The organism is Niabella agricola (assembly GCF_021538615.1).
Classification (GTDB): domain Bacteria; phylum Bacteroidota; class Bacteroidia; order Chitinophagales; family Chitinophagaceae; genus Niabella; species Niabella agricola.
The window spans coordinates 3,270,864-3,292,635 of the sequence record NZ_JAJHIZ010000003.1; the positions used below are offsets into that span (position 1 = coordinate 3,270,864).

Here is a 21,772-nt window from a genome sequence, read left to right on the forward strand (position 1 = left end):
ACGGTTACCAATGGACATCTGGCAACACATACAAATTTTAAAGCAACCTGGAAAGCGCTGGTTCTTTCAGAAGCCTAACATAACCGAAAAGATGGATGCGCTCCAACAAATCGCCATCAATGGAACGCCCGGTGTTATTTATAGTTTAGTCCCCTTCCTTAAAAGCAGCAATGATGAACTACGAACCGCCACCTGCCAAACAATCATCCGGCTATTTAAAAAGATCCGGGGCAAAAACGCGTATTATGATACATTGCGGCATTGTAATATTTCTAAAGAGGATATCGATTTTTACCAGGTTTGTTTTCCTCCGGAGCAATATGTGCAGTTGCTGGCCATTGCATCCTTAAATGGCAATGGCCGCATCCGGGAAAAAGCTGTTAAAAAGCTGGTATTGGTCAACCATCCTGATGCAATCCCTTTTCTCGTCTATCGGCTGGCAGATTGGGTACAGCCCATCCGGCAAGCGGCCCTCAAAGGCATTGAAAGCTATAAAATACTTCCTTATTTAGATGCGCTTATTGATAATCTTCCCGTTTTTGAAGGATTGCAGCAGACAACCCGCACCAATCTCAACGGGGTTTACCAGGATGTATTGCATTACCTCGTTTTTACAAACAGGGATCATGTCGTTTCAAATTTTAAAAAATACGCCGACAAATCGAGGCTCATTTTAGCAAAACACCTCTCCGCATCCCTAACGGAGCCTTCACCCGTGCCGGAGCTCTTGCTTACAGACCGGCACTTTTTGATCCGCTTCCTGGCGCTCGATCATTTTGATAACCTCCGGCAACAAGACAGGGAGCAGTTGTTACATGACAAATCCGCCAAAATAAGACTGCACGCGCTTTATTGTCTTAAAGCCCAAGGCGGATTTCAGGAAATGGTGTTGCCGTATCTGGCGGACAGTTCCGCCTCTGTACGATATTTTGCCCGGTTTACGTTAAAAGAAGCAGGCATTCATTTTGCAGACTTTTACAATCAGCAACTGCAACAAGGTATTCAGGTTTCCGGGGCACTTGCGGGGCTGGCAGAGACCGGTGCAAAACAGTATGTGGCCGCAGGGCAACCATATCTGTCTCACTCAAAAACAAAAATCCGTAAATCGGCATTTCTCACGCTTCAAATGCTGGATCCGCAAGCGGCCTATGATTTTGCATTATCCAACCTTGGTGGTACGCGGGATGGTCTTGGCAAAAACATTCTTCATTTTTTGGCGCGCTTCAGAGATGCGCAAACATTGGAGAAAGCGCGGGTCATTTACAACGAGGGGAGCAGGGAACAAAAAAAGGATATGCTTACGCTTTTTAGCAATATAGGTGGCTGGTCTGTAATTGCAGACCTTATCCGGGGTACGGTTGATGAGGATGCATCCGTGCGGGAGTGGGCAGCACATTGCATTGAAAAGTGGCGGGCAAATGCCACCTCACTGTACTCCACACCAGCAGCGGAAGACCGGGCACGCGCCTTGCAAATGCTTGATACTGCTGCTGCACTGCATAAGACCCACGGCTATTTTAAACAGATCCTTTACAGAACCTGCGCTTCTATCTTCAATGAAACCAGCTTTGCATCGCTTTATTCGGGAAGATGTAAATTTGTTATATTGCTAATCGGACGCTTAATTATGGCACATTCGCCATAATTACAAATCATCTGGTGTTTAATAAAACAGTTTCTACGTGATGCGGAAAAAGAAAAAGCAAGCCCAACAGACGCAGCAAAGACCAAGGCCAAAGCAAACGCAGCAAGAGGACCCCAATGAACTGTCAAAACTGGAAAAAATTGTTTTTTGGACGGCGCTCATTGTTGCTGCACTTTATATCCTGTTTTTCTGGAAATATGTACCGCGCACTACGTTTCCTTCATTTCGCGGTAAATAGGAGCAACAGGTTGTTGCCTTCGTTATACGGTAATTATCGGAAGTGCCGGGTTAAACCTGGCGAAGCAATTCCCGCCGTAAGCCGCTTATTTTGATACAAAAAACGGAATCGATATTACGCTGTATGTTTTTACAGGTTTGCCGTTTATAATGGCCGGGCTCCATTTGCCCGATTTTTTAATCACCCTAATGGCCTCTTCCTCCATTCCATACCCTTCAAATGTTACCGGCCGTATATCGGACACGGTTCCATCTGCATCAACAATAAATTGAATAAGTACACGGTATACGCCGTTATTTGCGCCATTTTTGGCTGGAACGGCAGCTTTAAGGTTGCGCTGAAGAAACCGGATCCAGCCATCCGGACCACCCGGGTAAAAGGCGTTTTTATCAGGATCTGTTAAAATACCGGGTAACGGAACCGTTCGGGCATCTACCGGCACGTTGGCTGAGGGGTACTTTTTTGAATAAGCCGTGTATATGTTTTCCTTATCAAATATGAGCGTTTCTTTTTTATAACACCGTACAATTACCTTGTTCTGCCGTGCCGGTATCCATTTGCCGCTGGCGGTAATTACCCGCATGGCTTCTTCTTCCATACCATACCCGCCTTTTGTTAAGGGTTTTACATCGGTAACACGGCCATCTTTTTCCACGATAAACTGAATAACCACCTTATAGGTTTTTTGAGGAGCGCCATTCCTGAATGGCAGGCCGGCATCTAAATTCTTTGCCAGGTACTGTATCCAGCTGTCATAGTCCAGCCGGTACTCCGGGGCCTCTTCTGCTATTGTAAATACTTCGGGCTCCAAAACTCTTTGTGCAGCTACAGGCACGTAGCGCATAAGTGTTAGTAAGATTAGCAATAAACAAAAACCAGTCTTTTTCATAATGCAATTAATTTTTGCAAAAATAAGGAGATCCCTCTTTGTACCGGCCTTCCGGCCCATGCATTCCCGTAACCCGGTAATTATTTAAAACGATTCTTTTAATTGCTGCACCTGCAAAGTGTATTGAGTTATTTAACAAACCCGCACAGGTGTTATTGAAGTTGCCCTGTAATCTTTACCATCTGCAGCCGTTGTCAAGTAATCATTAGCAACTAAATTTTAATTCAGTTTATTATCCAAATGGTGAGCAGGTACTTCTTCCGGTGCAGGAGGCGGACACAAAAAAACCGCCCTCATCAGGCGGCTTTTTCCAGGGGAGCTTATACCATCGTGCTCTTCCGGGCCTGCACTTCGGTAATAAACGCATCCGTTTCATCCAGCTCCCGCAGCACCCGCTGCAGGTCGTACTCCTTTTCCAACAGCGCTACGGCGCCATAGTTGGCCTTACGATCTGTAAGCAAAAAAATGCTGTACTCTGTGCGCTTCCGCTTTTTAATGTTCTCCTCCTTTAGCTCACCCTCCGGCAGCCCGGCAATAATGGTGTCCAGCGTAGTCAGCTCTGCCTGCTTGGCAGCCAGTTCGGCAGAAATTTCAACGGAGTTTTCTGCATAAATCTCCTTTTGCCTTTCAATAGAAAGCTTTTTCCATTCCAGGTCTTTTTGTTCTTTGGTGGCAATGCTAAGTACTGCATCGCAGTCAGCAACAGTTGTCAGTTGCGTGGTGGAATAATTGGGCATTTTTATACGTTTTAAGCGTGAAATAATACCTCAAACCTAGCCCGCTTTGCAGCACATTCAAACGGCTGCCACTGCTATTTTAAATTGTTTAACAGCCGGCTTCGTTGTTGCACCAGCCCCTGCATTTGCAAGGCAGCTTGCTGGCGCGCCTTCAATGTAGCCAGTTTATACTCCGCCGCCAGTTGCCTTGCCGGGCCGCAGCGGTCCAGCGCATCCAGTACATCTACCTCCATATTTTGCAGCAGGCTCATTTGCCGGGTAGCCGGAGCGGCGGCCGCTATCAGTTCCTGTATCAGGGCCAGTTTTTGCGTAAGCAGCAGGTAGCGTTCCTGCATTTTACTAAGGGTTAAACTAATGCGTAGTGCATCCGCTGCAGCCTTACGAGCATGCAGGCTCAGCACTTTTTCCACCTTCAGTAAATGGGCCTGTTGGCGCGCCAGCATTTGCCGGCCGGGTACGGCTTTTAGCCGCTGCGGTTGCAGCAGTTGTAATTGCAATTGGGTTATCATGGCCGAGGCTTTTGCCGGCAGGTTGCGTTGACCTTTTTCATACATACAAATTACGCTGGTAGATACGCCAATAAGGGCGGCCAGTTGCTGCTGGGTAAGGTGCAGTTGCTTTCTTAAAGATTTCATAGTTCTTATAGATTAACGGTTGTTCAACATACGGGTTGTGAATGAACGATCCGCAAATTTTTTAAAAATTTACGCACCGGACGTTCACAATTTGTGAAAGCATTTTTTGTGAAAAGCATTTTCATTCACAGTTTTTTCGTTCACAAAAATTGCAGCCGGGCTTTTTTGAAGGGGAGGCGGTTTTAATGGTTGCAGTCATCACTTTTATTTTTAATGAGGTTATTAATAAGGAGGGTAAACCAAAAGCAGCTCGCAGAATGGTTATAAATCCTCTGTTTTAAATCTACTACAAATTATTAATGTTTTGTATGTATGAGTGATAAGGGCTTGTTAAAACGGCGCCATTCATCCCCTGTGCATGAGTGCTTCCTTCCCGCGCGGGCCTGCTGGCGTGTCCGGATTAAGATTGCTCAAAGATTTCCAACAGAAGGTCTCAGCGCAACACCTAATCTATCTAGGTGTGCTAATCTGCGGCATCCGTGAGAACAAATCTTCACGTGCGCCTCCGTAACTTACCAGGGCTAATACCATCCCGTGTTTGTTCCTGCAAAATTCACCCCCAAACTTGTCGTTTTCCCCCAATATCCAATTCCCCAATCCCATCCATCTTTGTGTGGTCAATTAAAACAGGCATACAACGCAAAAACAGTCGTTATGAAAAAGAGCATGAATTCCCGCAATATTTTCAACCCCCTACTTTTAATCATCATTATTATGCTTACAGCAGCAACATCACAGGCACAACCCACCCCGGCCGACAGCGGCTATGCGCCCCTCAAGGGTATCAAGGTTTATTACAAGGTATATGGCCAGGGCCAGCCCCTGGTATTACTGCACGGGGCCTTTATGACTATCGACGGTAACTGGGGCCAGCTTATTCCCGACCTGTCCAAAACCCGCAAGGTCATTGCCCTGGAGCTGCAGGGGCATGGCCACACCCCGTACTCCGATCGGCCCTTATCCCACGCCACCCTGGCCGCCGATGTGGCCGGCGTAATGGATTACCTGCATATAGACAGTGCCGATGTAGCCGGCTACAGCTTTGGCGGCGCCATCGCTTACCAGTTTGCCATACAGCATCCAACGCGCGTAAAAAAACTCGTCATCATTTCCGCCACTTATAAAAGTGAAGGCTGGCTACCCCAGGTAAACGCCGCCTTTAAACAAATGAAGCCCGAGTTTTTTGATCAATCGCCCATGCACACCGCCTACAATGCCGTGGCGCCGGATACCACCAAATGGATCCCCTTCCTGCAGCAGATGATCGCCTCCGCCCAGCGGCCCTTTAACCTGGGCGATGCCAACATTGCAAAAATTACCGCCCCCGTGCTCATCATTGCCGGCGATAACGACGGGCTGGATAAACTGGAGCTCATCAAAACCTACCAGCTGCTGGGCGGCAATGTGGTAGCCGGTTTTGGTCCCGCCCCCGCATCCCAGCTGGCCATTGTACCCGGGCAGGGGCATGTAAGCCTTATGGAGCAAACCACCACGTTGTTGAACCTCCTCAACGGTTTTTTAAAGTAGGCGAGGGGCATCGGTATTATCGTCATCCTGACCGGGCTCGCAGTGCGGTGTATCATCGTCACCCTGACCGGGTCCGCAGGGCAGCGTATCGCCGTCATCCCGACCGAGCCCGCAGGGCGAGCGGAGGGATCTCTACGGATTTTCATTAGCCCGGCTGCAGTGCGTATGGCAGTGTAAGTACCCCCTTTTTCAGACAGCTATAAGTTGAGTATTTTTCTTTTCACCAGCCAACTTTTTGTATTCAAGCGGTGTCAGGTTGTCCAGTGACTCGTGTGGTCTTTTGTGATTGTATTCTTCCATCCATTCCTGTGTTAGTACCCTTACCTGGTAGAGATCAAAAAACAAATATGCATCCAATACAGCTTCCCTGTAAAGTCGGTTAAATCGTTCAATGTAGCCGTTTTGCATGGGCCTTCCGGGTTGGATATACAGGATACTAATCCCTTGTCCCTTCGCCCACAGTTCAAAATCCTTTGAGGTAAACTCCGGACCATTATCCACTCTTACGGCCATGGGCTTACCATTGCTTTCGATAACCCTGTTGAGTGTCCTGATCACCCGCCTTGAAGATATTGAGGTATCCACTTCAATAGCCAATGCCTCCCGGCTGCAATCATCGATTACATTGAAGGTTCTGAACTTCCGGTTACCTGTCATGCTATCGCTCATAAAATCCATACTCCATACTTTATTTACCGTTTCGGATTGTTGCAGGGGATGTTTTATACGTGCCGGGAGTCTTCTTTTACCCTTGCGCTTTTTGTTAAGTTTTAACTGCTTATACACACGATAAACCTTTTTATGGTTCCAGTTTTTTCCTGAGCGCCGTAAATATGCAAAGAGCTTCCTGAAGCCATACGATGGATGGGCAAATGCCAACTCCTGCAAGGCTTCTATTACTGCTGAGTCGTCCTTGACTGACGCATAATAATATTGGGATCGTGGTAATGAGATTATCTTACAGGCCCGGCTCACCGGTATCTTTCGCTCCTTTACAAGCTCCTTGCTTAATTGCCTTTTGGTGGCAGGGCCCAGCCTTTTTTTGAGAACAAATCCCTTAATATCTCGTTATCCATTGCCAGGTTCGCATACATGCGTTTTAACCGGGCATTCTCTTCTTCCAACTCTTTCATGCGCTTCACATCTGAGGCTTCCATGCCGCCATACTTACTCTTCCAATTGTAGAAAGTGGCTTCGGATATACCCAGTTCACGACAGAGTTCTTTGGTCGGTATACCGCCTTCCTGGCGCTTTAAGACTGAAACAATCTGTGTCTCTGTGAATCTTGTCTTTTTCATTTTTTACAGTTTAAATTTAGTAAATCTCTCTAATTTTAAACTGTCTGGTTTTTAGGGATACTTACAGCAGCCCGGTTGCGTCGCACTCTTGTGCGGTGGAATATGCATCAGCTATCACTAACCCAAGGGGGCCATCGGCCCCATACATAGCGCGCTCTGTCCTCCAAGGTCTTCCTGTCCCCCGAAATAGCACCCTTCTTGCGCGGGCCTCCCGGCCGGTGTATGCCCGTAACTTGGGTGCTACCTAAAGAGGCTTCTGTAATTATTGTATCTGCAAAATATGTTAAGCCAAGTAACAAAGCCGCCGCTATCCCCAGTCAACAGCGTGCCCCCATACTTGCAGCAGTTTTCCGGTTAGTACGTCAATTAGGTAAGTTTCTCCATTGGGAGTTTCATCCCCATCTGCTGGTATTTTATACATGCTTTTTACTAGCCATACAATACGACCCTTTACAAAATCCCGCAGGTCCTTCGACTGTTGGTATTTTTTAAATTCTTCATCGGAAATCTGCGCTTCATACCAGCCCAGCGATACTTCATAATGATTTAGTGGTCGTTTTATTTTTAACTGTTGGGCTATTTCAAGGGCTTTATAGGATGTAATGGCGTCAAACCGGTCAATGCCCCGCATGTCAAACAGCCCTTCCGGTACAAACCCAGTCATTAGCGTACCGTTTTTATGAATGTAAAATTTGATTTCTACCGAATCGCCTTTAAGTGAAAGAGGTTTAAAATAATACCAGAAGCAAAACATTTCCGGTTCAAACGGCAGCGGTTTGTCAAAGGTGCTCGTAATGCCACCGCCCGGAGCCTTTAGCGTTCTGTAATAGCTGCGGGCAGAATCTTTAGTTATAAACGGCAACATATCATCTCCATAATACAGCCGGACAATGCTATCTGCTATAACGCAATAGCGCGCGTAATCTTTTTTGTTAAACACCGGCAGGGAATCCTTCTGAGCATGAACACAATGGCAAACTGTTGTAAAAAAACAAAGCAATAAAAAAAGATGTTTCATCATAAAAGCGCCATTGTATTTCTCAAAAACTATAGTTTTCCGGGTATATTATTTCCCCTCTTCGTCTTATACTCCGCCGGGTCCTCCGCAGCCATCGGTAAGCCCGGTTCGGTAGTTTGTTCCCAATTCATAGAATGTATACGCAGGCGATATTTCAGGTAATTTCTCAGAAACTTATTCGTGCAATACACATAGCAGCCCTTCATGCCACGGGTCATCAGCACGCGGTAGGTGTTTTTAATGATGGCCCGTAGCAACTCCTGGGTAGCTTCCGGGTCGTCTTTCATCAGCTTTTTATATCCGAAAATGGATTTATCGTCCTTTGAACGTTTAGCGGGGTCTACCAATACCTTTCCATCGCGGTAAATTAAGTCATCGCCAATAATAACGCCCACGTAATCTACTTCCAGCCCCTGGCAGGTATGTATACAACCCACTTCGTTTACAGAATTAGGGTCTATGATCCACTTAGAGCCATAACTGCTCAGGTTCCATTGCATTTGAAAATCATCATCCGGAAAAACAATATCATTGGCCAACGGCACTTTTTTGCTCTTCCAGTCCCAGCAATAACCCGCCACCAGCCTTGCCTTGTTATTTATTTTGTTCTTTTCAAAAATAAGGTCCCGCAGTTCGTCGGGGCTATCCACTACTTCAAATTCAAAATCAAAACCGACGGTATCCAGCGCATAGTTGGCCGTATCCCGTTTTTGCAGTACATCATCCAGCCAGGCCAGGTACCCATCAGATCCATTGCAGCGAAACTGCGAGTCCAGCTTTGTTTTATGCACCCGTGCCCCGACTTCTACCGCCAGCTGTTCTATACGCTCCGTTGTTCCATAATCATCGATATGTACCCGTTGGTCACCATCTATAAAAAATACACAAAAGGCAGCGGTATTAATGATCTCGCGTATCTGGTTATCGCCCTGTTTTAAAAAGCCGGTTTTTTCTGTAAGCCGGTGTGCTTCATCTACAATAAGTGCCGCCATGGCGTTTTTAGGCGCCCGCATAAATGATCCCGATCCTACAAACAGGTTCTTCAGCTCCGCCATGCGCCGTACATCCTGCAACTTGTCAAAATACACTTCCCGCGGCGCGCTGGTTTTAGTTACATACTGCGTCATCAGCCCCCGCTTGTTCAGCTCCACTAACAGGTTTATGGCCACTACAGATTTACCGGTGCCCGGTCCGCCCTCTACGATCAGTACATTTTTGTTTTGGGGATGCGATCGTTTGGCCAGCCCCAACGCCTGCTCATACACCAATTTTTGATCATCGATCATGATAAACTCCTTATTGCCCTTCATAATAGAGCTAAGGCTATCTGCAAGGGTTTTGGAGGGGCGTATTTTGCCATTATCAATACGGGCGATAATATTGGAGGTATCCCCATATTTCATAAAGCGCTTTATAAAGGCGCGCAGCTTCAATGCATCCGGTTGTAAAAACACGGGAGCTTTTTCTATATAGTAGTTGTAAAAGTTATTGGTTATTACATCGTCCGGTGGGTAGTTGTGCAGGTAGGCGCAGGGGTGCAGGTTGATATGCTCTTCCTCCACCGTGGCGTTAAAAGATTGGAGCAGTGCTGCGTAGGACCATGCCTGATAGGAGGGATGGCTAGTAGCATTGCGGCCACCTTTATACTTGGCTTCTATAACCCCGTCCTGGTCGGTAAGCCAGGCTTTTGACCACTGTTTTAATTCTATAATAATTACATTTTCCTGCTTGCCGTCCGTACCGGATATAATAAAATCTACCCGTTTGCAGGTTTGGGGTATATGGTATTCTACGGATATGCCGCAGTTTTCCGGTATATCCCGGTCATGCAACACTTTATCCATATAAGCCAGCGAGTGTTTAAAAGATTTAAGCTCGCTATCACCTATTTCCTTACCCGTTTTTTGGCGTATGGCTCCGGCAATAATAACATCGATCCTGTTGGTGAGCACATCATTACTAAAACCTTCCTTGGTACGCTGGTATACAATCATGCAGTTGGCGTTTTTATAAAAGCGCTATAGTTCATTATACTTTTTGGCAGTGCCTTTGGCCTTATCCACCGGGTATTTTTTATCGTTGGCGGCTATTTTTTCCAGCAATATTTCCTTTATATCAAAGCCATATTTGTTGGCCAGCAAAAAGGCAAAAGCCAGCACATCCGCCAGCTCCTCCTTTACCTTATCCCGGTTGGCCGCCTCCGGCGTTTTCCAAAGGAATAGTTCCAGCAGTTCGCCGGCCTCTACATTAATAGCCAGGGCAAGGTCCTTGGGGTTGTGGAACTGGTCCCAGTCCCGTGCATCCCTGAAGGCTAAAAGATGCTGCATTATGGTGTCAATATCTTGCATATGGTCCCGAATTTAGCAAATTTGGAAGAGAAAACCTTGTAAAAGAGGTGTTGGGCAGCGTCTTTTAGCTCCCGTTAGGGTAGGGCAAACAGCTTTTTGTCATCCCGACCGGGCAAGCGGAGGGATCTCTCCGATGTCTTGTACGGGCATATGTCCATACGGTTTTCCGTAAGGAATTCAGCAATAAAATATAAACCTTCGCCCCAAATAAATTATTGATAAAATGCTTAAAAGATTATCGACTATTACAGCCATTGCCTTTATTACAATTACTTCCTATGGGCAGGAAGCAAAAAAAGAAGGAGAAGCCGTTAAAACCAAAATGGATGCCTTCGCCTCAAAAACAGGTAGCATAATCAGATTTGTAGATTATAGGCTCCCCAGTTTTAAAACAGACGATGCCATACCAGAGACAAGAATCCGAAAGATTTCAAGCGGTTCGCTAAATGGCTATTTTTATCAAATTAAAAAGTATGACAGCTATGGCGGTACCACGGCCTCAATTGAATATAGTGACCTTCTTGAACTGTTAAGGGCCGTAAAGGCACTAAAAGTGGAAGTTAGTAATGACATCGGAGCTGATCCCGACTATATGGAAAATAAATTTGTAACAGATGACGGTCTTCAGGTAGGTTATTATATTAGAAAGGGGAAAGCTACATGGTATATTAAACTGGAAAAATATGGGTCAGATAATACCCTGTTTATTAATAATGCTGATGTAATAGAAACTGCATTTATAGAAGCAAAGAATAAGATTGATGAGCTTAAAAAGGAAACTTTAAAACAATAAACAAACCAATGAGACAAGGTTATTATTATATTTTATTACTACTGCTTACGGCTTGTTCAAATCCGGCGCCCAAAGCAGAGCCTGAACAAAATATTCCAATTACTGAAAACAATCAAAATATGCAACAGGAAAAATCAGGTTTTCTTTATATGGATAAAAAGCGGGAGCCATTTACAAATGGACGAGACAACTATAACGAAATGCTTTTGTATGCGATTGGAGATACAGTATCCGTTGAGCAGTTAAAGCAGTTCTGCTCAAATGAAAAAGCTAAATTCACAGATGGGATGTTCCATATAATTGTATTTTTCGATAAAAAGGAAAACGCAGTGTTTCCTAACAACCCTGTTACTGCATTGTTTATAGAACAGGAGCAACTACAACATATTAAGGCTGTTTATACTTATAACAGAGTAAATGGATATAGTAAATTGAGTTACTATGAAAATAATGCATGGGAGAGTAAGGTAGATGAAATACAAATAAACTAGAAAGATAATAGGAGTAGTTTCCTACATCGGGCAAGGCGATATAGCTGTAATCCTACAGTTTTTTTTAATGTAGTGCGACGCAGGAAACGACGGTTTATCATCTTTTTATTATTTTTATGATACCAAGGAAGGCCAGACTATTAATGAAGCAACCACCAACTGCGCAAATGCCCTGCCGTTATTTGTTTTTAATAGTCTGTATATGAGTCAGTTTATTGTAACTATCTAATCAAATGAGATCGAAAAGAGACGTTTTAGTACTTACAACTTCTTCAATAGAGGGAAGAAAAATAAAAAGCTATTTAAAGCCGGTTTCTGCACATGTTGTAGCGGGAACAAATATGTTCAAAGATCTTTTTGCATCTTTTTCTGATATTTTTGGCGGTCGATCGCAAACATATCAAAGAGAGTTGTCGGCAATATATAATGAGGCGATCGAAGCCATTAAAGCCGCCGCATTTAATATTGGAGCAAATTGCATATTGGGGCTTAAAATAGATATTGACGAAATATCCGGAGGCGGGAAGTCTATGTTTATGATCACGGCGGTAGGTACTGCTGCCGTTTTAGAAGAAGGTACAGAAAATATTCCGCGTGTAACCCAGTTTGAACACAACCCAGATATCGTTAGCCTGGATAGGCTTACTTTTTTAAATAAAAGAAAATCCATTATTGAGGAAGCGAATGCTGAAACGCTTCGTCTTACAGATGATATATGGAATCTTATCACCGCGCATCAGGTTACGGAGGTTGCTCCCTATCTGTTTAAAAAATGTAGCTCCATTCTGGCTTCTACAGAAATAGCAACGGCCACTCAGACCAAATATCAGGAGTTTTTGACGCGGTATATAGATGCCTTACCACATGAAACGAAAATAGATCTTCTGTATTCTGCAATCGAACAGCATGCGAACGCGGAGTTTATTAAACAAATCAGCAACATCCTACAGCAGCTTCATTTACTTGATTTTGACCGTTGCCGCCAGCTTCTTGAACATAACGATTTCAATAAACAAAAGGTGGGACTTAAAATTGCAACATTCGACAAACCCCATTATGACAAAGAAGACCTCCGGCAATTTGAACATATTAAGCAGATCATTGAGTCGGTTTTTAAAGAAAGAGGCATGCGTGTTATGAAAAAACAATTGCTATCTTCAAAGGAAAGAGAAGTGTGGAATTGTGAATGTAAAAAGAACAATATTGAAATGGGAGTTGTTTGTGATAACTGTGGAAAGGATATTTATGGGTTTACTAATAATGAGACAGGGCCAGCTGCTGCTTTGGATCTTATAAACAATAAAGTGGGTTTACTAGTAAAATGTCTTAATTAAAGCGCCATTCAAATTTATGCAAATGGTGATGTTGCATATTTATTTTTTAATGCATTAATAGTTTTTTTAATGAAAGAATTATTTAGAGGGTATTATAAATTAACTGATAAGGAAATTCAAAACATATGGAATAGTGGGTTCATTTCACTTGATACGAATGTACTCTTTAACATATATAGATACTCAGAGGAAACGAGAAAAGAGCTTTTAAGAGTTATTCAAAAATATTCTACACAGTTATGGTTAACTAATCATTCAGCGTTTGAATTTCATAAAAATAGAATAACAGTCATTTCCGAACAGATTCAGATTTACGAGGAAACCATAAAAGCTTTTAAAAAATTAGAAAATGACATAGTAAAAAATCTGAAAACACCTCATTTAAGTAAGTCGGTTCTTTTAAAGTTTGAGAATACAATAGCCGAAACAATTAAAGACCTCGAGAAGAAAAAAGACTATTATAAAAGGTTGCTGACCGATGATAATATTCTATCAAAAATTTCAGCACTTTTTGAGAAAAAGGTGGGCTCTGCCTTTACCTCCAGTGAAATACTGGAGGTTGAAAAAGAGGGAGAAGTACGATATCGGAAAAAGATGCCTCCGGGATATAAGGACAACGACAAAAGTGAAAACAAGTATGGAGATTTAATTATCTGGAAGGAATTAATAAGAAAGGCAGGGGAGGATAAAAAGCCATTTATTTTAATCATTGATGACTTAAAAGAAGATTGGTGGCTTAGAGCTCATGGTCAAACAGTATCTCCCAGACAAGAATTGTCCCAAGAGTTATTCAGCGAAACGGGACAATCATTTCATCTTTATACACCGGATCGATTTTTGGAGTTTGCATCAAAAACAGAAGAGGTAAAGCAAGAAGCAATTGATGAGGTAAGGGAAATTCGGAAGGAAGAAGCCCAAAAGTTTTATGATGATAGAATTTTTGATGTTATCAAAACAAATCTGAAACTAAATGATTTCCTTAAAATAAATTATTCCAACAAAATCTCAGAAAATATAGGGCGTACCTTCTCAGCTTCAGACTTTATGAAGAAATATAAACTCATTGATAAAGTAAAAGGGCTGAATTTACTTGACAACATTTCAATGAGAGATTTAATAAACCACAAGGAGCAGATCGCCATTTACTTAAAAACTATGAATGCGGCTGCGGAGTTGCAAGATGCGATCAAATCTATTCCTAAATTTGATTTTAATGAAAACCGAAATGATGATATAAATACAAATGACAGCGTAAGCTAAATAGGGAAGTATATAAGCCGAGCAAAAACGTCGTAGAACTCGCTGTGAATAGAAAATAAGTTCGCTATATTATTAGGTTAACGTATGTTAACACAGAGGGCATTTTCAGCGACTAATAAACTATATTTATTCCTTTACAGAGAAACATGGGAGAAGACATCAAAACGACATCCGGGCAACTTTATTTGGACAAAGATTTTAGTGTGGAGTTGAATTACAAATTCTGGACAACAAAAGGAGCCAGATTTGTAGCGAGTCACCGATTAAAAAAAATGAATAGATTATCTTCGTATTCTATAGGGTTCCTATCAGGGTATTTAATAATAGTAGGCTTGCTTAGCGTCTTTAAGATTGAGACTAAAGTTGTTATAACGCCCGATCAATTGGCCTTTATCTCAACAGGTCTGTCAATATTGATTTTAGTTTTTAGCCAGCTTGAAGGCGCTAATGATTATAGACTAAGAGCCGAAAAACACCATGATTGTGCATTAGAAATTGGTGATTTATATAACAAACTCAGATCTCTAAAGACCAGTTCTAAAACCGCGGAAGAAGTAAATAAGTTATCTGAGCAACTTTCTGAAGAGTACTCAATAGTTTTGAAAAAATATGAAAATCATCATTTTATTGATTTTCTGAAATTTCAGACAACTAAAAATGATTATTTCAAGTTAAGTAAGGTTGATATCCTATTTGTAAACCTTCGGTATTATTTTAGCTCAATATTTCTGTATCACTTTCTGATTATAGTTCCGCCAATATTAATATATCTAATGGTAAAATAACCAAGACCGCATTTTTCATTAATCCAGACCGCTCAATTCTCATGGTTTACTTCTAATTCGGATGTATTGGTTGCCATTTTGGACAGGCCATGTACAGAAAGATTTCTGCAAATGCAATTTTTTGTTAATCAATATACTTAAACTGAGAAGCAATTTTTGTCTAACTGGTTATAGGTTGGTTTTTCTATTGAGGCAAACTTAGCAATCAATGCTCGTGCTTCACTTTTGAGGCGTTTAATAATTTTCTTCTGTTCTTTTAAATCGTCAATATCATTTAAAAAAGCGTTGTTATCAGTAATATGCCAACGAATCGAAAAATGCCAAAAATTCCATTTAGTCGGTGTATGTACAACTTTACATATTGCCTTAAATATACCATCCCTATCACCAAAAGAATATTCTGCTACCTGATCTTGTATTGCATTGATTAAAACTGTCCAAAATCCTCTTTCATTGTTTGGGATAAAGTGAGTGCTGTATACAGGTGGAGCAACTTCAATATCCGGGGCACAATAGGCGGCATATTTATCCTTTCCTGCTGGAGTTAGTTCTATTGGAATGTGCTTAATCTCAAAAATACTTAATAAACTTGTTGATAGATCATTAACGTGTTCAGATGGTGAACACACAGCCTCCTGACGAATCTGATTTAATTCTTTATTCCATATTGTTTCTGGATCAGAAGAGTTAGTGTATCGAATCAAAAAGTATTCTGATAGATCGCAATCTATTAATTTGTAGTTTGGGTTTGGTAAAATCTCAACAGGATAGTTCATCAATCAACAGATCAAACAGCAAAGGCTTCAATTAAAAAAATAGTATTCATCTTCTGTTTTACTGATTCAATGTTTCCTGCAAAACTTGGTAGTTTCGTGTTTCCTTCAAAAATTGTAAGGGTTAATTCTGCATCCTCTTCTTCTAAATCAGCAAAGTGATTTATATAAATAATATAATTATCCTTTTTGAAGGTATAAAATATTGTTTTGTCAGAAGTTAGTTCTAGGCCTAACATATCCGGTTCTAATTCCAATAAAAAACTCAATGAGTTATTCATTAATCCCTTAATTTCCTCCTGGGAAATTTCATTAAAATGATGCTTCAGTTGCTCAAATTGGGCAAGAAATGACTTTTCGTATTTTATGAATTTCTTGTTGATTGCATTCCGTTCAATATCAAAATATTCCTGTTGGTTGGTAGTATAATATTCTTTCAGTGCGCTATGAAAAAAATCATCTCCAATTTTAGAGGGCAAATAATTGTATAGGCCTTCACCTGTTGCTTGTTTAGGTCTATCCTTTACTTCTGCATTCCATTGATAATGGAATGGTTGCTTTTGTAATTCTATTGCTTCTGCAGGAACTGGCATAAAAAAAGATTTAATAAACAGGGTTCAGAGTATCTAAAAAATCTTCTTTCAAGATACTAAAAAAAACTGTCTTTTGATACAAATGAGCATCACCAATTAATTTAAGCACTTCATCAACTTCCTTGATACTTATTTTATCTTTAATAACATCAATATCAATTGTTGTTATCGTTGAAGCTTCAGTTGAATTTGGGAGTACTATCGGAAACCCATTGACAAGAGTCAAGATAGTCCGAAATTCACTTGTACTAAACTCAGACCTGAAACTATAATTATCTGATTTTACATCAGGTAAACCAAATTTAAAGTCGAACTTGGTAATTGTTGTTAAGTCAGTATTATTATACTGGCTGATATATCTGATCCCTATCCTGTTAAAAGTCTCTATATTGTTTGTTGTAGTAAGCTGTTCTAATACTTTTTTAATTTCGATGTGATATGCATCCCATCCAATATATTTGTCTAAACAATTAAAAACGATAGTATTAGGTAATATCTCAAATTTAATTGTCTTATTATAAAACAGCGGACTATTACTAATGTTTATTCTATCAGCACTAACCTGCCTAACAGTGTATGTATACGAGTCATCTAACGATTGAAAAAATATTCCCAGTAATACTTCAAAAGGAAGTTTAGAGGCATACCTTATCTCAACTATAGAATCTTTTATGCTGTCGGGAGATATTTCTTTCGGCAGTCTCATATAGTGAACGTGTACATAAATATAAGCCTTGTTATTTTAATAACGGCTGCAAAGGTATGCAAAAGATTTTTAAAGAGATCGTTTTAATGAATAATAGGCTATTTTCCAATAATTTAAGCAGAATGTTAATAACTCGTTTTATGGTTTATAATGCACTATTTCTCGCATAAATACTTATTTCTGCTCCACCAGCTTCACCCCCTCGCATACATATTCCAACAATTCACCCGGCTTTACACCAATCGCCAATGCAATAAGATAAAGTTCCTCCGCTCTTAATTTGGCTGTTGGGTTAATGGTTAATTCACTCAAACGAGGTTTGCTTAAACCGGTTTTTCGGGACACTTCTGACTTATTAGTCGATCGGGCCTGTAAATATTCTCCAAGTCTTGTCATTGGATTTCAATAGTTTCTGGAAATAATTAATGATTTAATGTAAATAATTCCAGAAAATCGAAAAATTATTTGGAAATATTGTCAGACTTACTGTAAATTCGTACAGAAAGTCTTTAAAAAATAAATAAGCCATGAAACACTTTTGGATAAATAGTACTTAGCAATAGACTGCAAAATACTTAGCGTATTTGCTTTATTTCCGTTCCTAAATTCTACGACTTTTTACGACGACGGGATGATAAGGTAAATCGCTCATGTTTTTCTTTATTGTATATAGCATATATTTAAAGATTAAAGCGTGGGCGTTCTTATTTCGTTGTCGGGGTGTCGTAGCCCTTTAGGAACAATAAGGACTAACCCACGCTTCTTTTTGCGTGTGGTGGTCCGGCTTAAAAAATTATCAGTTGCTAAAACCAATCGCTATGCACGCCGTTCCTACACCTACACAAAACACCCACCCCTTTAATGAAGAGCAATGGCTGCCCGTGCTCTTTTTACTGGCAGATATCCAAACCTGGCTGCAACAATTGCAGGGGGAGCATCTGCGTCAGCTACCCGTAAAAAACCGTAAAAAGCTGCTGCGCAAAAGCTGGTACCTCAGCGCAAAGGCCCTGGCGCATATCTTAGAGCGCCACTACCACAAAGTGCCCCGCCACCCCCTGGCCGGCAAATTTACCATACCCATACCCGCCATTGTAGCCGCTATAAAAGATGCCGCCCAGCAAACGCAGCAGCCGCAACCCGGTGGCCATTGCCAGCGCGTATATGATACCGGGGCCACCATCGGGTATAACAACCGCGGCCAGCCGGTTAGTACTATAACCGTAATTACGGATGCCGCGGGAGAGATCATAACCGCCTTTCCCGGCACGCCAGACCTGTGAGGTCTGTACACGGTAGGCGTTAGACCTCACAGGTCTTCCCCTTCCAAAGAGCCGGCCGCTACTACAGCAACGGCCGGCATCGGCCTGCCCGTCCCCCAAGTCTGCATGTCCCCCCAAAGAGCAGCAGCTTGCGCTGGCGCTAATAATACTTCAGAGATTTCTCCACTACGCTGCGCTCCGGTCGAAATGACGAAAGAAAAACCTTCACCCCAAAACAACAACATATGAAAAACCCCAGAACCCCTGATCCCTTCCACACCCAATTCTGGTGCAATGAAGCCACCACCAATCCCTACCGCGCGTTTTACCTCTGCTTTAGCCATGCGGGTAAAATTCATGAGCTGCGCAAAATACTGCAGCATGTATTGCTGTTTATGGAACGGGAACAGCCGCAAACGGATATACCCGTGTACCGCGTGTGCTGCGCCTTTATGGCCATTAACTCCGTAATAACCGCAGCGCATTATATTTATACCCATCCGGAGCCGGAACCCGTGGCCGGGCTGCCCGCCTACCTGTCCGTACTCAAAAGCAATCTGCCCTATGAACAAACCAGTTATACCTCCTACTTTATATCCGAAGCGGAACATGCCAACCTGCAGGAAGTACTAAAAACATTTTTCGGTTACCAAAGCTGTGACGACTGGAACTCCGAACTGCACCTGGTACTGTACCATGCCCTCACCCATTGGAGCCTGCCGGTGGTGGTGGACCTGTTCTCGCATTGGTTTTATCTCACTAAACTGCTGGAAGCGGCCTGGCTCTTGCGGCGTGGGAGGTGGAGTAGGTTGCGTGCTACATGCTGGTGCGTGTCTTCACGCACCGGGACGCGCTTGCGTCATCCCGACCGAATCCGCTATGGCGGATGAGTGGGGGGATCTGCCTCAGGTGGAAGAGATGCCTCGGCTCCACTTTGTTGCGCTCGGCATGACGGAACAAAGTGGCGGGGCGTTATCGTATAATCACAATCAGCAACCGGAGCCTTCTTGCGTCATCCCGACCGGATCCGCCGTGGCGGATGAGCGGAGGGATCTCGTGCGTTGGCGCGATGTTGCTATTCCGGCCGGCACGACCATAATCGCCTTTTACCAAAGGGAATCCGCGAACTGGAAGGCCCTGCCTGTTGCGCCAGCCTGCCCACACCCCGGAAACACTCCAGAAATTCACCCATTCCTAAAATACAATCACCCATTTTGAAAGCCCCGGCCTTAGATATGGATTATTTTAGATACCGGGTTGCCTGATACCCGTTTTTGAAAAAACGATAACGATCTCCTGTCATTTTACCGGACCTGGAAGGTCTTTCATTCATATTTCTAAACCTAAAAAATCAAAACAATGAACAAACAATTCCGCTGTGTTACAGCGCGCGGCGCTGCCGCCATGCTTCTCCTTGCCGCTTCCTGCACCCGTACCGGCAACACCATTGTTACGGCTGGGCCGGAAAACGGCAACCCGGGAAAAAGTATGGTAACGGGCAGCACGTTTTTTTCCGTGGGAGATACCCTGCTCAACGCTACGTATGAGGATGGTACTACCAACTCGGGCATTACCGGTCTTACCGCAACGGATGCACCGGCCGCCGATGCCGCCTATATGGTATCGCCCGGGGCTGGCGGCACGTATGCCGTTGCCCATAAGGTGGTGTTTGGCGACAGTGCCTATATGTCTGACGGGGCCTACCGCAGTGAAACCACCGCAAGACTGGTAACGGCTGCCAATTTTGTACCGGGCCAGGAACGCCGTTATGAATTCAGTGTATTGCTGAAAGACTGGCCGGATTGGAACGGCATGAATCCTGTAGACGGGGGCAACCTGTTTCAGTGCCGGGTAAGCGGCGACTACTATGTACCGGTTATGATACGGGTGCGCAGGAACGGGATTATTATACGCGAGGCGGATGCGCAAACCTTTGCCGTAGTATCCGACTACCGGCCCTATGTAAACCAGTGGATCCACTTCCGCATTGATGTACTATGGACCACAGACAGTACCGGTTATATAAAGGTATATACCCAGTTGCCCGGAGAAACGGGTTATACGTTGCGCAGGGAACGTACCAATTTGAGAACCTATACCGGAACGGGCACATCGGGTGGCGGCGCCTTCGGCTATCCCAAATGGGGCTTGTATGGCGGACCCGATACCGGTACCCGTATTGCCTATCATGATAATGTACGGATTATTGCGTTGAACTAAGCAAGCGGGCATTATATAAAAAGGAAGGTCGTCCGGGCAACAGGACGGCTTTCTTATTGAAGCTTAAAAGGTAACTGCTCCCGGTTTATTCAGATTTGCTTTAAATTGATTTACTTTAGTGCCGGAACGCTATTAAAAACAATCAACAAAACGTAAGACTATCTTATGAGCAAAGGACTGGATACCGAACAGGTGCAGGAATACTATCAGCACCTGGATAATGATGAACTGATGCGCATTGCCCTGCACGATGCAGCCGGGCTGACACCGGAAGCTCAGCAAATTGTACAACAGGAATTGGAAAAACGTAAGCTGGGCACAGCCGCCGCAGATGCGGTACAGGCACAAAATAAGCAGCACAGCCTGGAAGAAATTGATGCCTATTGTAACCTGGTACGTCGTTTACACTGCCCGGAGTGGGGGAGCACCGCTACTCCGCTAAACGCCGGGTTTATTAGCAGTACCATCAGTATTCTTGTGGTAACCATTCAAAATAGGAAATTAAAGATCGCCTGTCCGGATTGCCTGGATAAAGCCAATGGCAAAGCGATCACCATAACCTTATTGCTGGGTTGGTGGGGCTTTCCCTGGGGTCCTATAAGAACGATACAGTCGCTGGGGCATAATAACAAAAGCAAAACCACCAACCATGAAGAAGGGCCCAATGATTATTTACGCAGTTTTGTGGTGGCCAACATCGGCGCTTTTGAAATGTATAAAAACGATAAGACAATACTACAGGAACTGATTGCGGTTGAAAGCGAGTGATCACAGTCCCGCTCTCGTCATCCCGGTCGAATCCGCCGTGGCGGATGAACGGAGGGATCCGCTCCATGCGGAAGAGATGCCTCCACTCCGCTGCGCTGCGGTCGGCATGACGAAACCAAGGGAATAGACATTACAGCGGGATCCTGGTTGTAAAGCCAACACACACTTTTGTCATCCCGACCAAGTCCGCAGGACGCGCGGAGGGATCTGCCTCAGGCGGAAGAGATGCCTCGGCTCCACTTTGTTGCGCTCGGCATGACGGAACAAAGAGGAGAGGCTTTATCGTATAATCACAATCAGCAACCGGAGCCTTCTTCCGTCATCCCGACCGAATCAGCTGTGGCGGATGAGCGGAGGGATCTGCCTTAGGCGGAAGAGATGCCTCGGCTCCACTTTGTTGCGCTCGGCATGACGGAACAAAGAGGCTTTATCGTATAATCACAATCAGCAACCGG

General features: G+C 43.4%; 22 protein-coding genes. 11 read left to right on the forward strand and 11 right to left on the reverse strand.

What is annotated here, in order from left to right; genetic code table 11:
• Nucleotides 1-91: 91 nt before the first annotated feature.
• Complete coding sequence (locus LL912_RS19045; RefSeq protein ID WP_235555193.1) at nt 92-1,645, forward strand: HEAT repeat domain-containing protein; 1,554 nt, start codon at nt 92-94, stop codon at nt 1,643-1,645.
• 323 nt (nt 1,646-1,968) lie between these two features.
• On the opposite strand, the gene LL912_RS19050 is transcribed toward LL912_RS19045, so the two are convergent.
• From LL912_RS19050 to LL912_RS19060, 3 genes are all read right to left on the reverse strand, one after another.
• Complete coding sequence (locus LL912_RS19050) at nt 1,969-2,772, reverse strand: energy transducer TonB (protein ID WP_235555194.1); 804 nt, start codon at nt 2,770-2,772, stop codon at nt 1,969-1,971.
• Between the two features lie 320 nt (nt 2,773-3,092).
• A complete protein-coding gene (locus LL912_RS19055; RefSeq protein WP_235555195.1) occupies nt 3,093-3,509 on the reverse strand; it encodes a hypothetical protein in 417 nt (138 codons plus the stop codon).
• Between the two features lie 74 nt (nt 3,510-3,583).
• The gene (locus LL912_RS19060) at nt 3,584-4,144 is read right to left on the reverse strand and encodes a helix-turn-helix transcriptional regulator (RefSeq protein WP_235555196.1); all 561 of its coding nucleotides are present in this window, start codon (nt 4,142-4,144) and stop codon (nt 3,584-3,586) included.
• Nucleotides 4,145-4,798: 654 nt separating this feature from the next.
• Between LL912_RS19060 and LL912_RS19065 the strand changes: the two genes are divergently transcribed.
• Entirely contained in the window at nt 4,799-5,671 is an 873-nt protein-coding gene (locus LL912_RS19065) for an alpha/beta fold hydrolase (RefSeq protein ID WP_235555197.1), read from the forward strand.
• 189 nt (nt 5,672-5,860) lie between these two features.
• On the opposite strand, the gene LL912_RS19070 is transcribed toward LL912_RS19065, so the two are convergent.
• From LL912_RS19070 to LL912_RS19085, 4 genes are all read right to left on the reverse strand, one after another.
• Nucleotides 5,861-6,969, reverse strand: a protein-coding gene (locus LL912_RS19070; protein ID WP_406603616.1) for an IS3 family transposase whose coding sequence is annotated in 2 segments (ribosomal slippage) — nt 5,861-6,717 and nt 6,717-6,969 — 1,110 coding nt in all. Because the reading frame shifts where the segments join, the coding sequence is not laid out codon by codon here.
• Nucleotides 6,970-7,276: 307 nt separating this feature from the next.
• On the reverse strand, nt 7,277-7,990 hold the full coding sequence (locus tag LL912_RS19075; protein WP_235555199.1) for a hypothetical protein: 714 nt from the start codon (nt 7,988-7,990) through the stop codon (nt 7,277-7,279).
• A 26-nt stretch (nt 7,991-8,016) separates the two neighbouring features.
• Nucleotides 8,017-9,981 (reverse strand): DUF2075 domain-containing protein, encoded by a 1,965-nt coding sequence (locus LL912_RS19080; protein WP_235555200.1) that lies wholly within the window; start codon nt 9,979-9,981, stop codon nt 8,017-8,019.
• A 24-nt stretch (nt 9,982-10,005) separates the two neighbouring features.
• Nucleotides 10,006-10,335, reverse strand: coding sequence for a nucleotide pyrophosphohydrolase (locus LL912_RS19085; protein WP_235555201.1), 330 nt, complete (start codon nt 10,333-10,335; stop codon nt 10,006-10,008).
• Nucleotides 10,336-10,558: 223 nt separating this feature from the next.
• On the opposite strand from LL912_RS19085, the gene LL912_RS19090 reads away from it, so the two are divergent.
• The 5 genes from LL912_RS19090 to LL912_RS19110 all read left to right on the forward strand — a co-directional run bounded on the left by LL912_RS19090 (nt 10,559) and on the right by LL912_RS19110 (nt 14,998).
• Nucleotides 10,559-11,128: a hypothetical protein gene (locus tag LL912_RS19090; RefSeq protein WP_235555202.1), complete on the forward strand. Its 570-nt coding sequence runs from the start codon at nt 10,559-10,561 to the stop codon at nt 11,126-11,128.
• Between the two features lie 8 nt (nt 11,129-11,136).
• Nucleotides 11,137-11,619, forward strand: coding sequence for a hypothetical protein (locus LL912_RS19095; protein WP_235555203.1), 483 nt, complete (start codon nt 11,137-11,139; stop codon nt 11,617-11,619).
• 233 nt (nt 11,620-11,852) lie between these two features.
• Complete coding sequence (locus LL912_RS19100; RefSeq protein ID WP_235555204.1) at nt 11,853-12,953, forward strand: YbjQ family protein; 1,101 nt, start codon at nt 11,853-11,855, stop codon at nt 12,951-12,953.
• Between the two features lie 69 nt (nt 12,954-13,022).
• Entirely contained in the window at nt 13,023-14,213 is a 1,191-nt protein-coding gene (locus LL912_RS19105; protein ID WP_235555205.1) for a PIN-like domain-containing protein, read from the forward strand.
• A 146-nt stretch (nt 14,214-14,359) separates the two neighbouring features.
• Nucleotides 14,360-14,998, forward strand: a complete 639-nt coding sequence (locus LL912_RS19110; protein WP_235555206.1) for an SLATT domain-containing protein — start codon at nt 14,360-14,362, stop codon at nt 14,996-14,998.
• 137 nt (nt 14,999-15,135) lie between these two features.
• Here LL912_RS19110 and LL912_RS19115 read toward each other — a convergent pair whose 3' ends face one another.
• From LL912_RS19115 to LL912_RS19130, 4 genes are all read right to left on the reverse strand, one after another.
• Nucleotides 15,136-15,774, reverse strand: coding sequence for a hypothetical protein (locus LL912_RS19115; protein WP_235555207.1), 639 nt, complete (start codon nt 15,772-15,774; stop codon nt 15,136-15,138).
• An 11-nt stretch (nt 15,775-15,785) separates the two neighbouring features.
• Entirely contained in the window at nt 15,786-16,364 is a 579-nt protein-coding gene (locus tag LL912_RS19120) for a hypothetical protein (protein ID WP_235555208.1), read from the reverse strand.
• Between the two features lie 10 nt (nt 16,365-16,374).
• A complete protein-coding gene (locus LL912_RS19125) occupies nt 16,375-17,070 on the reverse strand; it encodes a TIGR04255 family protein (RefSeq protein WP_235555209.1) in 696 nt (231 codons plus the stop codon).
• Between the two features lie 174 nt (nt 17,071-17,244).
• Complete coding sequence (locus LL912_RS19130; RefSeq protein WP_235555210.1) at nt 17,245-17,466, reverse strand: helix-turn-helix domain-containing protein; 222 nt, start codon at nt 17,464-17,466, stop codon at nt 17,245-17,247.
• A gap of 422 nt (nt 17,467-17,888) precedes the next feature.
• Here LL912_RS19130 and LL912_RS19135 point away from each other — a divergent pair, with 422 nt between their 5' ends.
• From LL912_RS19135 to LL912_RS19150, 4 genes are all read left to right on the forward strand, one after another.
• Nucleotides 17,889-18,350, forward strand: coding sequence for a hypothetical protein (locus tag LL912_RS19135; protein WP_235555211.1), 462 nt, complete (start codon nt 17,889-17,891; stop codon nt 18,348-18,350).
• A 224-nt stretch (nt 18,351-18,574) separates the two neighbouring features.
• Nucleotides 18,575-19,219, forward strand: a complete 645-nt coding sequence (locus LL912_RS19140) for a hypothetical protein (RefSeq protein WP_235555212.1) — start codon at nt 18,575-18,577, stop codon at nt 19,217-19,219.
• Between the two features lie 469 nt (nt 19,220-19,688).
• A complete protein-coding gene (locus LL912_RS19145) occupies nt 19,689-20,549 on the forward strand; it encodes a heparin lyase I family protein (protein WP_235555213.1) in 861 nt (286 codons plus the stop codon).
• A gap of 165 nt (nt 20,550-20,714) precedes the next feature.
• Nucleotides 20,715-21,317 carry a hypothetical protein gene (locus tag LL912_RS19150; protein ID WP_235555214.1) on the forward strand — a complete coding sequence of 201 codons (603 nt, stop codon included), beginning with the start codon at nt 20,715-20,717 and terminating at the stop codon, nt 21,315-21,317.
• The last annotated feature ends 455 nt before the right edge of the window (nt 21,318-21,772 follow it).

Bases quoted from the DNA above. Each gene is read 5' to 3' on its own strand.
- LL912_RS19120 (WP_235555208.1), bottom strand. From the start codon at position 16,364: ATGCCAGTTCCTGCAGAAGCAATAGAATTACAAAAGCAACCATTCCAT.
- LL912_RS19090 (WP_235555202.1), top strand. From the start codon at position 10,559: ATGCTTAAAAGATTATCGACTATTACAGCCATTGCCTTTATTACAATT.
- LL912_RS19130 (WP_235555210.1), bottom strand. From the start codon at position 17,466: ATGACAAGACTTGGAGAATATTTACAGGCCCGATCGACTAATAAGTCA.
- LL912_RS19045 (WP_235555193.1), top strand. From the start codon at position 92: ATGGATGCGCTCCAACAAATCGCCATCAATGGAACGCCCGGTGTTATT.
- LL912_RS19055 (WP_235555195.1), bottom strand. From the start codon at position 3,509: ATGCCCAATTATTCCACCACGCAACTGACAACTGTTGCTGACTGCGAT.
- LL912_RS19095 (WP_235555203.1), top strand. From the start codon at position 11,137: ATGAGACAAGGTTATTATTATATTTTATTACTACTGCTTACGGCTTGT.
- LL912_RS19145 (WP_235555213.1), top strand. From the start codon at position 19,689: ATGAACAAACAATTCCGCTGTGTTACAGCGCGCGGCGCTGCCGCCATG.
- LL912_RS19140 (WP_235555212.1), top strand. From the start codon at position 18,575: ATGAAAAACCCCAGAACCCCTGATCCCTTCCACACCCAATTCTGGTGC.
- LL912_RS19135 (WP_235555211.1), top strand. From the start codon at position 17,889: ATGCACGCCGTTCCTACACCTACACAAAACACCCACCCCTTTAATGAA.
- LL912_RS19115 (WP_235555207.1), bottom strand. From the start codon at position 15,774: ATGAACTATCCTGTTGAGATTTTACCAAACCCAAACTACAAATTAATA.
- LL912_RS19125 (WP_235555209.1), bottom strand. From the start codon at position 17,070: ATGAGACTGCCGAAAGAAATATCTCCCGACAGCATAAAAGATTCTATA.
- LL912_RS19075 (WP_235555199.1), bottom strand. From the start codon at position 7,990: ATGATGAAACATCTTTTTTTATTGCTTTGTTTTTTTACAACAGTTTGC.
- LL912_RS19050 (WP_235555194.1), bottom strand. From the start codon at position 2,772: ATGAAAAAGACTGGTTTTTGTTTATTGCTAATCTTACTAACACTTATG.
- LL912_RS19085 (WP_235555201.1), bottom strand. From the start codon at position 10,335: ATGCAAGATATTGACACCATAATGCAGCATCTTTTAGCCTTCAGGGAT.
- LL912_RS19100 (WP_235555204.1), top strand. From the start codon at position 11,853: ATGAGATCGAAAAGAGACGTTTTAGTACTTACAACTTCTTCAATAGAG.
- LL912_RS19060 (WP_235555196.1), bottom strand. From the start codon at position 4,144: ATGAAATCTTTAAGAAAGCAACTGCACCTTACCCAGCAGCAACTGGCC.
- LL912_RS19080 (WP_235555200.1), bottom strand. From the start codon at position 9,981: ATGATTGTATACCAGCGTACCAAGGAAGGTTTTAGTAATGATGTGCTC.
- LL912_RS19150 (WP_235555214.1), top strand. From the start codon at position 20,715: ATGAGCAAAGGACTGGATACCGAACAGGTGCAGGAATACTATCAGCAC.
- LL912_RS19110 (WP_235555206.1), top strand. From the start codon at position 14,360: ATGGGAGAAGACATCAAAACGACATCCGGGCAACTTTATTTGGACAAA.
- LL912_RS19065 (WP_235555197.1), top strand. From the start codon at position 4,799: ATGAAAAAGAGCATGAATTCCCGCAATATTTTCAACCCCCTACTTTTA.
- LL912_RS19105 (WP_235555205.1), top strand. From the start codon at position 13,023: ATGAAAGAATTATTTAGAGGGTATTATAAATTAACTGATAAGGAAATT.